The organism is Micromonospora pattaloongensis (assembly GCF_900107255.1).
GTDB classification, from domain to species: Bacteria; Actinomycetota; Actinomycetes; order Mycobacteriales; family Micromonosporaceae; genus Micromonospora_I; species Micromonospora_I pattaloongensis.
The window spans coordinates 93,908-106,606 of sequence record NZ_FNPH01000001.1; the positions used below are offsets into that span (position 1 = coordinate 93,908).

Here is a 12,699-nt window from a genome sequence, read left to right on the forward strand (position 1 = left end):
GACGTGCGCTGCGATTCTGAACAGCTTTCCCAGGCCGAGATCGGCGCGCGCGTGCCAACGGTGGATCAACGAGGAGCAGCGGGACGAGCGAGTTCGCCTACCTGACGACCGTGGGCCGGCGCGGCAGATGGTGTGCGGTCCGGGAGGCGTCGGTTGGGGCTCGGTGCCGGCGTAACCGAGGGCGACCTTGACCATGACGAGGAAGCCGAGCGCGGGCACGGCCGCGGCGATCCAGCCGATCGGAGACGGTTCGGTCTCCACGACCTGCGCGGCGAGAGACAGCGTGACCGCGCATGCCAGCACACTCGCGGGAAACACCGTCGAGGTGCGGGCGCGTTTGCGGCGGCGCAGCTCCAGGCCGGAGGCGATGGACATCAGTTCGAGGACGACCGTGCCGGCCCAGGCCAGCCATCCGGGGTCCAACCGCTCCCGAGCACCCGGCCACCGGCGGGGACACGAAAAAGGCCCCGACCCAGCGTGAAACGCCAGGTCAGGGCCTTAATTGCTGGTGCGCCGCCAGGGACTCGAACCCCGAACCCGCGGATTAAGAGCCGCGTTGATCGATTTGCTCGTGTCTGTTGTGGTCCCAAGAATCCACGCGTCGCTAGATGTCGCAGGTTCTACTGCCCGCGCGTACCGCGCAGTCCATCCGAAGCCGAGTTTCGTCCATCGCGGCCGAGCACCCGTCGAGCGCCCTTCCGTCGCCGGCTCCAGTTGGACATTGATCGATGTTGATGTATTGTGGGAACGCTCCCAGATTGCGTCCCCACTTCACCTGCTCAAGGAGCTGAAAACATGCCGCGACGGGGTTGTCGCCCGGCCCACCTGCTGGCCGGGCTCCTCCTTCTGGCCCTGCCTGTGTTCCTGTTGCCACCGGCCTCGGTGGCCGGCACCGCCACGGCCGGCACCTCCCGCACCAGCGCGGTGCCACTCACCGAGCTGACCGTGGTAACCGAACGGGTGGCTTTCGGTCTACAGCGTCCGATCGCGCTCACCGGGCTGCCGGACGGCCGGATGCTGATCGCGGAGAAAAACGGCACCGTCCGCGCCTACCACCCCGACACCGGCTTGGCGGCTGCCCCGGTGCTCGACCTGACCGCCCGGATCGACACGTCGGACAACGAGCGTGGCCTTCTCGGCATCACGCCTGCGCCGAACTTCGCGCGGACCGGGCTTCTCTACGTGGCCTACACGAGCCTACCGGCCGGCGCGCTGACCCTGGCGCGAGTGCCCATCGGCGCTCCTGAGCGGGTGCAGGTGCTGCTCACCCAGGAGCACGCCGAGTATGGCAACCACAACGGCGGACAGGTGGCGTTCGGCCGCGACGGCTACCTCTACTGGTCCCTCGGCGACGGCGGCCACGCGAACGACCCGTTCAAGGCCGGTCAGAACCTCGGCACCCTGCTCGGCAAGATCGTGCGGATCGACGTCAACCGCACCTGCGGGGCGAAGCCCTACTGCGTGCCCTCCGACAACCCGTTCGTCCGCACGCGCGGCGCGCGGCCGGAGATCTGGGTCTACGGACTGCGCAACCCGTGGCGGTTCTCCGTCGACCCGGTCGACGGCTCGCTGTGGATCGGTGACGTCGGCCAGGGCCTGGTCGAGGAGATCAATCACATCCGCCCGTGGCAGCGGGGGGCGAACCTCGGCTGGTCGTGCCGGGAGGGCACCCCGGTTTTCGACCCAGAGCAATGCCGGCCGGGCGTGCGGTACACCGATCCGGTCTTCGAGTACGAACATTTCATGACGGAGAACTGCTCGGTGACCGGCGGCGTTGTGTACCGAGGGTCCGCCACCCCGGAGGCATGGGGGACCTACATCGCGAGCGACTACTGCTCGACTCTCGCCTTCGCCGTGCGTCCCAAACCCGGGGGCGGCTACGAGACCGCCACGATCGGCAACTTCCCGACCCAGCCAACCGCGATCGACGCCGACGTGCACGGCGAGCTGTACGTGCTCAGTGACCTCCCGGGATGGCTGAGCCGGGTGCGGTTCGAGCGGGTCCAGCCAGCCTCCGGCGGCGGGGCGGCGAACCGCTGAAATCCGGGCAATCCGTTCGCATCCGCAATACCCCTCGGGACGGCCGCGTCCGGACGGCCGTGCCCGGCTTACGGGCTCATATTCGTGTTCGACGGCGGGGTGCTGACGGCGGACCAGATCGCGGCCATTCGGCTGTGCCCGGACGAGTTCGACAGCTTTGAGTTCGTCGAGTCGGAGCGCCTGGGCGAGGTGCTGATCCCGGCTGGCTCGGCGGGTCACCGCGGTGATTGCCGCGATCGGACCGCGGCGGCGTCTACTTCAGAAACGGGCCGCGACCAGATAGTTGGCCGGACGAGCCGTGTCCGGCATGCCAAGGGTGACGTGCTGTTCTTCGTGGACTCCGACGTCGCGCTCGACCGGGACGCGGTCGAGCGGGCGGTCGAACATCTGCGGACCGAACCGCAACTCGGCGCGATCCGCGGCGTACCGGGCCGAGCCGACGTTCCCCGACAGCCTGGTCAAGCGCTACGGCGCCATCCAGCAGTACGTCTGGTTCTGCAAGGTCGAGGGCACCATCCCGGCCTACACTCGACGCTCTTCGCGATGAAGAAGGAGACGTTTCAAGAGCTGACATCCACCAGCGCGGCACCCCGTCCAGGACGCCCGAATGGGTCCAACCGCTCCCGAGCGCCCCCCGAGCACCCGGTCCCTTTGGCAAGGACACGAAAAAGGCCCCGACCCAGCATAAGACGCCAGGTCAGGGCCTTGCTCGGTGGTGCGCCGCCAGGGACTCGAACCCCGAACCCGCGGATTAAGAGTCCGCTGCTCTGCCAGTTGAGCTAGCGGCGCTCGCTGACAACGGGGAGAACACTAGCACGCACTCACGATCGGCTGCCAATCGGTTCCCCGGCCGCGTCACACCCCGGCATCCGTCCCCAAATCCGCCGTTTCGTCGTTCCCATCCGAGCGGGGCACGAACGTGGCCCCGGTGGTGCACCATGTCATCCAGGTTTCAAGCGAACGGGGTAGCGGGGATGGGCCGGGTCAGAGGCGCGCGGGTGATGGTGGCCGCGCTGGTGATGGTTGCGCCGCTGGCGCTGGTCGGGTGCGCCACCAGGTCCGCTCCACGCTTCGTCACGCCGAGTCCGGTCACACCCAGCCAGCCGGCGGAGCCGTTCGAGCTCGCCATCACCCCGGCCGAGGACGCGAAGAACGTTCCGGCGAGCGCGGAGGTCGGCGCGACGGTCCGGGGCGGAAAGATCACTTCGGTACGCCTGGCGGAGGTCGGCGGCCCGACGGTGCGCGGGCAGTGGCGCGAGGACGGCTCGTCGTGGGTGCCGGCCGTCCCGCTCAAGCACGCGAAGCGGTACGCCGCGACGGTGACCGCGACGAGCAGCGCCGGCGAGACGGTGACGAAGACCACCACGTTCAGCACGATGGCCCGTCCGTCCTCGCTGACCGGCACGGGCCTCTACCTGCACGACGGTGGCACGTACGGGGTGGCGATGCCGGTCGTCGTGGAGTTCGTCCCGGGTGTCCCGGCGAAGCAGCGCGCCGCGGTGCAGAAGCGGCTCTTCGTCACCACCGACCCACCGCAGCCCGGCGCCTGGCACTGGGTGGCGAACGGCACCCAGGTCTACTACCGCGCCCCCGAGTTCTGGCGTCCGGGCACGAAGCTGAGCGTCCGGGTCGCGGTCGGCGGGCACCCGACCGGCAGCGGCCGGTACGGCGACACGGACCGCAGCGCGACCGCGGAGATCGGCGAGAAGCTGGTCATGACCGTCGACAACGCCACCAAGAAAATGTCGGTCTACCGGGGCGACAAGCTGGTCCGGACGATGCCGGTGAGCCTCGGCAAGCCGAAGACCCCCTCGTCGAGCGGGACGATGGTGGTGATGGAGAAGAAGACCAAAACGGTCTTCGACACCTTCGCCGAGCTGGGCCCGGAGGAGGGCTACCGGACCAACATCGAATACGCGCAGCGTCTGACCTGGGGCGGGGAGTTCATCCATGCGGCGCCGTGGTCGGTCGGCGACCAGGGGGTCCGCAACGTCTCACACGGCTGCGTGAACCTCTCGGTCGCCAACGCGGCGTGGCTGTTCAACCAGACGAAGGTCGGCGACCCGATCACCGTCAAGGGCACCGAGGTCAAGCTGGTGGCGGGCAACGGCTGGACGGCGTGGAACCTGCCGTGGGACGAGTTCGTCAAGGGCAGCGCGCTCCCCGTGACGGTGCGGGCCGAGCCGGCACCGGGCGCATCCGGTTCGACTACGCCGTAAATGCCCGAAATTGCGATCTAAGGATAGATCAGCTACAAAGCCCTGGCCGAAAGGTCACTATTTTCCGGCATACCGGCCAACGCTGGGAGTGTTCCTCTTCACGCCATGAAACCAGAGTTTGCCGTGAGGCGTCTTTGGTGGACGATGGGCATCGGAGTGGAATTGTGAGGGGATCATGCGAACGAGCCAAGATCACCTGACGCGGCCTGCCGGTAGGCCGCGACGGACCACGGTGGCGCGGGTCTTCGCGGCCTCCGCACTCGCCGCCGTGTTGGCGCTCACCGGCGCGTGCACGCGGGGCAACGGGGACCAGTCACCATCATGGCAGGGCAATGCGGCCTCACCCACCGAACCGCCGTCAAAGGCCTCGGCGACCATCACCGGCCCGGCCGCCGACGCCAGGAACGTGCCGGCCTCGGCCGAGATCACGTTCAGCACCAAGGACGCCGCGAAGACCGTCGTGCAGCTCAAGGACGCCGACGGCAAGGCCGTCAAGGGCGCACTGAGCAAGGACGGCGACAGCTGGCTGCCGAGCGGCCAGCTCGACTACGGCACTGCGTACACGGCGACCGTGACGGTCACCGACGACGAGGGCAAGCCCGCCACCACCACCAGCAGCTTCACCACCATGAAGAAGCCGGCCAACCTGGTGCAGGTGAGCAGCTTCCTGGGTGACGGCGCCGTGGTCGGGGTCGGGATGCCGCTGATCGTCCGGTTCGGCCGCGCCGTGCCGGAGGGGGTCCGCGACGACGTGCAGCGCCGGATGACGGTGAAGTCGACGCCGGCCCAGGAGGGCATCTGGAGCTGGATCAGCCCGACCGAGGTGCAGTACCGCCCGAAGCAGTACTGGAAGGCCGGCACGAAGATCAGCTACAAGGTGCAGACCGGCGGCCTGCCGATGGGCGGCAACTGGTACGGCCAATCCGACTTCACCGTCGACCTCAGCATCGGCGCCGCCACGATCATGACCGTCGACAATGCCAGCAAGAGCATGACGGTCCGGCGGAACGGCAAGGTCATCAGGACCATCCCGGTCAGCCTCGGCAAGCCCAAGACCCCGTCGTCGAGCGGCACGATGATCGTGATGGAGAAACTCCGCAAAACGATCTTCGACACCTTCCGGGAGTTGGGCCCCGAGGAGGGCTACCGGACGAAGATCGAGTACGCCCAGCGGCTGACCTGGGGTGGCGAGTTCATCCACGCCGCGCCCTGGTCGGTCGCCCAGCAGGGCCGCACCAACGTCTCGCACGGCTGCGTCAACATGTCCACCGCGAACGCCGCCTGGCTGTTCAACCAGACGTTGATCGGCGACCCGATCACGGTCAAGGGCACCGAGGTCAAGCTGCAGAACGGCAACGGCTGGACGGTCTGGAACATGAGCTGGGACCAGTTCGTCAAGGGCAGCGCGATCCCGTTCGAGCCATCGTCGGCCGCCTCGGGCGACGACACCTCCACCACGCCCTGAGCGACGCACGAGGGAAGGGCCGGTCAGCACCCGCTGGCCGGCCCTTCCGCTTGTCCGATGCCGCTCGCGGGCCCTGCGGGACCCCGGAAACGCGTCGTACCCCGGAAACGCGTCAGGGCCGGTCCGAAGACCGGCCCTGACGGCTGCTGGGGTGACTGAAGGGATTTGAACCCTCGACACCCGGGACCACAACCCGGTGCTCTGCCAACTGAGCTACAGCCACCATGCGGATCAGCACCCGGGGCGCACCCCGCGTGCCGTGCCGACCAATGATAGCCACATCCTGGCGGTCATCGTCGAGCGGGTTACCGTCGGCGTTGCGCGACCCCGCTCACAGCTCGGCGGCGATGGCCTTCGCGGTCTCCACGTCCGGGCCGGGCAGCGGCACGAAGACCGTCCGCCGGTAGTACTCCAGCTCGCGGATGCTCTCCCGGATGTCGGCCAGCGCGCGGTGCGCCAGCCCCTTCGGCGGCTGCCCGAAATACACCCGCGGGTACCAGCGCCGGCAGAGCTCCTTGATCGACGAAACGTCGATCATCCGGTAGTGCAGGTACGCGTCGAGGCGCGGCATGTCGCGGGCGATGAAGCCACGGTCGGTGGCGATCGAGTTGCCGCAGAGCGGCGCGGAGCGCGGGTCCTTCACCAGGCTGGTGACGTACTCCAGGATCCGCTCCTCGGCCTCGGCCAGCGTCACCGTCGAGCGCCGGACCTCCTCGGTCAAACCGGACTTCTCGTGCATCGTCCGGACCACCTCGGGCATCCCGGCGAGCGTCTCCTCGTCGGCGGAAATGACCAGGTCGACGCCGTCGCCCAGCACGTTCAGGTTCGAGTCGGTGACCAGCGCCGCGACCTCGATCAGGGCGTCCTTGCCCAGGTCGAGGCCGGTCATCTCACAATCGATCCAGACAAGAAGATCAGCCACGGCCACAGCGTACGCGTCGCCCGTCCCGATACGCCTCAACGCGGCTGTGACACGACACCGTTAGGGTTGCCGTCGTGCCAGCCGTGCCCGCCGGAACCCCCACACCGGCCCCGACGACGACGCGCGCTCCGCGATCGACGGGGCGCTGGTTCGCCGTACTCGTCGCGCTCGCCGTCGCCGGGGACGCCCTCGTCTACCGGTTCGGCAACCACCACGACTTCTTCGATCTGCGCATCTACATCAGCGCGTTGCGCTGGTGGGCGGAGGGCAACCCGCTCTACGACTACGCCCAGTCCGACCGCGTCCAGGGCGAGCTCTACTTCACGTACCCGCCGTTCGCCGCGCTGCTGCTGCGGCCGTTCGCCGCGCTTCCGCTCGGCGTGACGATCACCGCCTTCACGATCGGCACCCTGGTCGCCATCGCCGTCACCACCCGCTGGCTGGTGATCCCGCTCGCCGACCGGCGCGGCATCTCCCGGTGGTGGATGGTGGCGCTGGCCGTGCCGCTGGTCGTGCTGATCGAGCCGTCCCGGGAGACGATCAACTTCGGCCAGATCAACATGCTGCTGGTCGTGCTGATCCTCGCCGACCTGCTCTTCGCCGTACCCCGGAAATCGCGCTGGGCCGGCGTCGGCATCGGGCTGGCGACGGCGCTCAAGCTCTTCCCGGGGATCTTCATCGTCTACCTGCTGGTCACGCGCCGCTGGCGGGCCGCGATGACCGCGGCCGGCGCGGCCGCCGCGGCGACGCTGCTCGCGGCGGCGTTCGCGCCGCGCGACTCGTGGCAGTTCTGGACGCACTCGCTCTGGGCGACCGAGCGGGTCGGCCGCACCGACTACACCGGCAACCAGTCGCTGCAGGGGCTGCTGAGCCGGCTCGTCGCCCCCGAGCCGCCCAACCGGTTGATCTGGCTCGCGCTGGTCGCTCTCGTGCTCGGGTACGGGCTGTGGCGGGCGGGCCGGGCCGCGCGCGCCGGCGACGAGGTGGCCGCCCTGACGCTCACCGGGCTGGTCGGCGCGCTGGTCAGCCCGATCACCTGGACGCACCACATCTTCTGGTTCGTGCCGGCGCTGGTCGTGCTGGCGGACGCCGCGCTGCCACCGCCCGCCGACCGGCGGGCCCCGCTGCCACCGCCCGCCGACCGGCGCGCCGCGCTCGACCGCCGCCGGCGGGCCGCGCTGCTCGCGCTGGCGACGCTGGTGTACGTCGGGATCGGCTACGGCGTGGTGTCGTTCCACGACTGGGGCGCCGCGCCCGTGCCGACGGACTCGCCGGTGGAGTTCGTGCTCCGCAACGTCTACGTGCTGCTCGCCCTGGCGCTGCTCGTGCTGCTGCCGGTTCGGGGACGGCACGACGCGGCCGAGCGGGACGCGACCCCGGCGCCGGGCGCCCAGCAATAGCAGATGTTGCACTAAATGGACAGATCTAGTCAGTACGCACGGATACCACTAATCTGGCGTTAACGGTTACGCCTCTCCGCACCGATCCCCGGTGAAGAGTGGCCCTCCGCGTCGGCAGCGCGGAGGGCCACTCGCGAGCCGCTGCCCCTGGCGGCTTGCGGCGGGACGCCCTCACCGGCCGCACCGGTCGAGGCTAACTTCTGGGCGCGTTCCCGGACGCCGATTCGCCGCCCTTCGCGACCGTGCCCGACTTCGCCGCGTTCCGCCGGCGGCTCTGGCCGCCGCGCGGCAGCACGACGTTCATCGGCGGCACGTTGAGCGGCGGGACGATGATCGGCAGCACGTCCGGGGCCGGCAGCCCGCCCGCGGTTTTGCGGCGGCGCTTCGCGGGTGCCGCCGCCGGAGTCCCGGCCAGCCCAGGCGTCCCCGGCGCCGCGGAAGTCCCCGCCAGCCCAGGCGCCCCCGGCGCCGCGGAAGTCCCCGCCAGCCCAGGCGTCGCCGACGACGGCGGCTGGTGCGACACCACCGGCAGGGCCGGGGTCTGCGCCAGCGCCGCGGCCCGCGCCTCCCCCGCCGGCAGCGTCGCCCGCCGCGCCTCCGCGGTCGGACCGGCCAGCGCGTCGGCGGAGTCCGGCCGGCGCCCCGGCGTCGGCTCCGCGGTCGCCGCGTCGTCGTTGGCGCGCCGCTGCCGCGTCGCGGCGGCGACCTCGCGGACGGGGGTGCGCGGCGCGTCGGGCCGTGGGCCGCCGCGCCAGGTCGCGGGCGGCAGCGGCAGCGCGTTCCGGGATGCCGCCGCCGGTTCGGTGGGCGCGGCCGGATCACCGTCGTGCGTCGGCGCCGCGTGCCGGCCCTCGGTGCCCGACCCGGACTCCGGAGCGGCCGCGGTGGCCGTGGCGGGTGCGGTGGGCGCGGCGTGGCGGCCCGGCGTCGCCGGCGCGACCGCCCTCGTGGCGACCGTCTCCGCCGCGCCGTTGTGCGTGGGCGCGGCGTCCGACGCCGGCGTGCCCGCGACGGCGTCCGGCGCCGGCGGCCAGGCCAGTGTCGGGGTCACCGGCGGCCGGACCGGACCGGGCCGGACCGGACCGGGCCGGACCTCGTCGCCGGCGCGGCCGGACGGCACGGCGGGCGACCCGGTCGCGGACGGGTTCGACGGGGACGCGTCGGTGGTGTCCGCGAGCGTCGCCGGTCGCGTCGACGGGGCGGGCCAGGCCGGCGGGGCCTGCGCCGCGGAGCCGGGCGCGGACGGAGACGGCAGGGTCTGCGCCGCGGAGCCGGGCGCGGACGGAGACGGCAGCGCCGTTCCGGCCGGGACGGTGGCGTCGCGGCCGATGCCGTTGAGCGTCTGGAGCCCGAGGCGGGCGGCGAGCGCGGGCACCTGGTCGGGTTCGACGACGATGACGACCTCGCGGGGCCGGGTCGGCCAGGCCAGCACGGCCGTGCCGGCGGCGATCGCGAGGGCGCCGAGGGCGAGCAGGCCCCAGCTGGTCGGGTCGAGCCAGCCCGGCCGGACCTCGGCGCGCAGCTCCACGCCGGCCGCGAGCCGGCCGTCGGGGCGCATGATGACCAGCGCCACCTCCTGCCCGCGCAGCTCGGCGGGGGTCAGGTCGAGCGCGCCGACGCCCTGGCGCAGCCAGAACGACTGCGTGGCGGGCTCGGCGGCGGGCACGGGCTCGACACCGCCCCGGGGGACCCGGGTCAGCTGCACGGGCAGCGGCCCGCGCGCCACCCCGACCGCGTCGACGCGGGCGTGCGGCAGGCCGGCGAGGTAGCTGGTCACCAGGGCGCTGGGCGCGATGCCGACGAAGGACGGCCCGGCCTCGGTCTGGGCGGTGATCCGCAGGGTGGTGCGGTCGTCGCGGGTGAAGGGCGCGTCCCGGGCCAGCAGGGCGTCGAGGTCGGGCACCACGACGGCGCTGCCGGTCCGCTCGAGCCGCTGCATGGAGCCGCTGAACGCGCCGCCGGCGTCGCGGTGCTGCGCGGCCATCCAGAGGGCACCGCCGACAAAGAACGTCGGCACCCCGACGGTGAGCAGCAGCATCCCGACGATCGCGCGAACGACCCGCATCGCGTCCCTCCTAGATCACCGTACGGCTCGACCATACCGACGGTGATCAGGTGGACACGTGATGCAGTGCGTCGCCGCGCCGACGGAGTGGAAAAACCGCTGACCCGCCGGTCGATCCGGCGGGTCAGCGGCGAGGCGACACCTCAGGCCGTGGGGGTCCCGGCCGTCCGGCGGGTACGGGCGAACGCCAGGCCGCCCAGCGCCAGCCCGCCCAGCCCCGCGACCAGACCGGCGATGCCCAGCCCCAGCGCGACCGAGTCGCTCTCGGACTCGTCGTCGCGGTCATCGTCGTCCCCGGCCGCAGCGGCGGCCGGCGAGGTCGCCGGCGTCGCACCCGCCGGCAGCACCTTCAGCACGGGCGCCGGGTGCTCCGGCTCCTCGCCACCGGCGGCCGGCGGCTCCTCGATCCAGCGCGAGATGTTGCCGTCGGAGTAGGTCTGCAGCGTCTTGAACACCATCGTGTCGACCTTCGGCAGCGGGCCCATCGACACCGGGAACTCCTGGAACTGCCCCGGCTTCACGCCGGCGTCGGCGCTCGCCGTCCAGGTGATCTTCGAGATGGCCTCGGTGACCTGACTGCCGTGCACCTCCAGCGGCGGGTCGACCTTGCGCTTTTCGGTCGTCACGGTCCAACCCGGCACCGGCATGGTGGAGACCGACGCCACCGGCGCGTTCTCCGGCAGCACCACCTCCACCTTCGTGGTGGAGGCCGTGTCGCTCTCGTTCGGCACCCGGAACGCCAGCCGGGCGTACCCGCCCTGCGTCGCCTCCTTCGGGTTGACCGAGACGTGCGCGGACGCGGGCGCGGCGAAGCCGAGCACGCCGACGAGGGCTGCGCCGAGGGCGAGAGCTGCCGCGGTCGTCGCGGAGCGCCGGTGACGGAACATGTACGGACCTTCCTCTAGGTGATGGGCACGGTGGCGGTCACCGTGGCCTGATCGATGTCGGAGATGCGGACGGTGAGTCGCAGCTGCCACTCGCCCGCGGCGGGCAGGTTGATCTCCCCGGTGACGTGGTTGTCGGTGAGCGGCAGCAGCGGGATGTCGACCGGCTCCACCCCGCTGGCGGGCAGCGCCGCGGTCGCCTTCCACTCCACGACCGGCAGCGGCTTGTTGTCCCGGGTGTACGAGTACACGTGGATTGTGTTGTTCCCCCGCTTCGCGGGATCGATCTCGACCTGCAGCGAGTAGATGCTGCTGTCGAGCCGGGTGGAGAAGTAGCCCGGACCGGCGCGCTCGGTCTGCCCGATCGCGGTCCGGGCCGGCGTGATCTGCACCAACGCCGCGGAGACCGCGAGCACGACCGCGGTGATGGCGAGCTCGGCGAGCACCGCCCCTCGCATCCGGCCCGGCCCCTCCCCCGCGACGGCCCGGCGCACGAGCTGCCGGGAGTACGCCGCGACCGCGATCACCACGACGAAGAGCGCGATCTTGGCGATGATCATCCGCCCGTACGTGGTGCCGGTGAGCGCGCCCAGCGTGCCGACCTCGATCAGCGCCTGCACCGTGCCGGCGAGCAGCAACGCCGTCACGGCCAGCGTGGCCCAGCGCGACCAGATCGGCAGGATCGCCGAGAGTTCCCGCTGGTCCGCCCGCCGGAGCAGAAAGGCGACGAGCATCAGCAGCCCGCCCAGCCACACCGCCATGCTGGCCAGGTGCACGGTGTCGACCACGACCGAGACGGGCGGCACCGGAGAGGCGGCCGGGTGCCCGGCCAGCGGCCAGGTGGCCAGCCCCGCCACCGCCAGGATGGCCAGCAACGGCCGGTCGACGCGCCCCTCGGTGCCGGCGAGCACCGGGCGCAGCAGCAGCGCCGCGGCCAGCAGGATCCCGATCCGCACCAGGTGCGCGGTGCCGAACGGACTGCTCAGCACCGAGCTCAACCCGGCGACGTCGACGTCGAACAGCCCGCCACCCATCGTGTAGGGCACCTGCAGCCAGAAGCCCGCGAGGGTCGAGAACGCGACCAGCCCGACCCCGGCCCAGGCCAGTCGGGCGGGGCCGCCGCGCGGCAGCCGCCGCGGCCAGAGCAGGCTCAGCACCAGCACCGGGCCGACCAGCAGCACCAGGCCGGCGTACCCGAGGAACTTGGCCACCGGGATCGCGGCCGTGACCGCCGTGTCGGCCCGGTCCGCGGTCTCGGAGTCGGCGGGCGCGACGGTGCGCTCGCCCACCGAGTAGGTGTAGCCGCCGGGCACCGGATGGCTGTCGGCCGAGATCACGCGGTAGCTGACCAGGTACGTGCCGCGCGGGGCGCCCTGGTCGACGGTGATCGTGACGGTGGTGCCGTTGAACGCCGGTTCGCCCCGGTCGACGCGCTTGCCGTCCGGGCCGATCACCCGGATCTTGCCGGGCACCTCCCGGACCGGCTCGGAGAAGGTGAGCACCACCTGAGCGGGCGCCGCCGGCACCACGGTCTCCGGGGCGGGGCTGCTGCTCACCAGCACGGCGTGCGCGAACGCCGGCGCGGCGGGCGCCAGCAACGCGGCGAGGACGGCGAGCAGCAACCCGACCAGTACGGTCGACCGCGCCGCGGCCCGGTTCATCACGGCAGTCATGCCGGACATGCTCGCCGACCCGGACGTCCGG

General features: G+C 71.7%; 9 protein-coding genes, 2 tRNA genes and 2 pseudogenes. 5 read left to right on the forward strand and 8 right to left on the reverse strand.

What is annotated here, in order from left to right; genetic code table 11:
- Positions 1-150: 150 nt before the first annotated feature.
- Positions 151-417: pseudogene (locus tag BLW47_RS00505) on the reverse strand (DUF2637 domain-containing protein); the annotation flags it as partial.
- A gap of 378 nt (positions 418-795) precedes the next feature.
- Between BLW47_RS00505 and BLW47_RS00510 the strand changes: the two are divergent.
- Together BLW47_RS00510 and BLW47_RS25960 are read left to right on the forward strand one after the other, a co-directional pair.
- Positions 796-2,040 carry a PQQ-dependent sugar dehydrogenase gene (locus BLW47_RS00510; protein WP_091550015.1) on the forward strand — a complete coding sequence of 415 codons (1,245 nt, stop codon included), beginning with the start codon at positions 796-798 and terminating at the stop codon, positions 2,038-2,040.
- A gap of 321 nt (positions 2,041-2,361) precedes the next feature.
- Positions 2,362-2,550 (forward strand): annotated as a pseudogene (locus BLW47_RS25960) (glycosyltransferase family A protein); the annotation flags it as partial.
- A 203-nt stretch (positions 2,551-2,753) separates the two neighbouring features.
- Here BLW47_RS25960 and BLW47_RS00520 read toward each other — a convergent pair.
- Positions 2,754-2,829, reverse strand: a tRNA-Lys gene (locus tag BLW47_RS00520).
- Between the two features lie 185 nt (positions 2,830-3,014).
- Here BLW47_RS00520 and BLW47_RS00525 point away from each other — a divergent pair.
- Positions 3,015-4,259: a L,D-transpeptidase gene (locus tag BLW47_RS00525; protein ID WP_091550017.1), complete on the forward strand. Its 1,245-nt coding sequence runs from the start codon at positions 3,015-3,017 to the stop codon at positions 4,257-4,259.
- Between the two features lie 192 nt (positions 4,260-4,451).
- On the opposite strand, the gene BLW47_RS25965 is transcribed toward BLW47_RS00525, so the two are convergent.
- Positions 4,452-4,697: a hypothetical protein gene (locus BLW47_RS25965; protein WP_425435295.1), complete on the reverse strand. Its 246-nt coding sequence runs from the start codon at positions 4,695-4,697 to the stop codon at positions 4,452-4,454.
- On the opposite strand from BLW47_RS25965, the gene BLW47_RS00530 reads away from it, so the two are divergent.
- On the forward strand, positions 4,666-5,724 hold the full coding sequence (locus BLW47_RS00530; protein ID WP_425435296.1) for a L,D-transpeptidase: 1,059 nt from the start codon (positions 4,666-4,668) through the stop codon (positions 5,722-5,724). The two genes, BLW47_RS25965 and BLW47_RS00530, sit on opposite strands and share 32 nt — an antisense overlap.
- A 147-nt stretch (positions 5,725-5,871) precedes the next feature.
- Here the strand turns inward: BLW47_RS00530 and BLW47_RS00535 are convergent.
- Both BLW47_RS00535 and orn read right to left on the reverse strand, forming a co-directional pair.
- Positions 5,872-5,947 (reverse strand) — tRNA-His (locus tag BLW47_RS00535).
- 108 nt (positions 5,948-6,055) lie between these two features.
- Positions 6,056-6,652 (reverse strand): oligoribonuclease, encoded by a 597-nt coding sequence (gene orn / locus BLW47_RS00540; RefSeq protein WP_091550022.1) that lies wholly within the window; start codon positions 6,650-6,652, stop codon positions 6,056-6,058.
- 68 nt (positions 6,653-6,720) lie between these two features.
- Between orn and BLW47_RS00545 the strand changes: the two genes are divergently transcribed.
- Positions 6,721-8,046 (forward strand): glycosyltransferase 87 family protein, encoded by a 1,326-nt coding sequence (locus BLW47_RS00545; protein WP_245736247.1) that lies wholly within the window; start codon positions 6,721-6,723, stop codon positions 8,044-8,046.
- Between the two features lie 193 nt (positions 8,047-8,239).
- Here the strand turns inward: BLW47_RS00545 and BLW47_RS00550 are convergent, their stop codons facing one another.
- The 3 genes from BLW47_RS00550 to BLW47_RS00560 all read right to left on the reverse strand — a co-directional run bounded on the left by BLW47_RS00550 (position 8,240) and on the right by BLW47_RS00560 (position 12,677).
- On the reverse strand, positions 8,240-10,111 hold the full coding sequence (locus tag BLW47_RS00550) for a hypothetical protein (protein WP_091550027.1): 1,872 nt from the start codon (positions 10,109-10,111) through the stop codon (positions 8,240-8,242).
- Between the two features lie 143 nt (positions 10,112-10,254).
- The gene (locus tag BLW47_RS00555) at positions 10,255-10,998 is read right to left on the reverse strand and encodes a YcnI family copper-binding membrane protein (protein ID WP_091550030.1); all 744 of its coding nucleotides are present in this window, start codon (positions 10,996-10,998) and stop codon (positions 10,255-10,257) included.
- Positions 10,999-11,012: 14 nt separating this feature from the next.
- A complete protein-coding gene (locus BLW47_RS00560) occupies positions 11,013-12,677 on the reverse strand; it encodes a copper resistance CopC/CopD family protein (RefSeq protein WP_091552281.1) in 1,665 nt (554 codons plus the stop codon).
- Positions 12,678-12,699 lie beyond the last annotated feature (22 nt).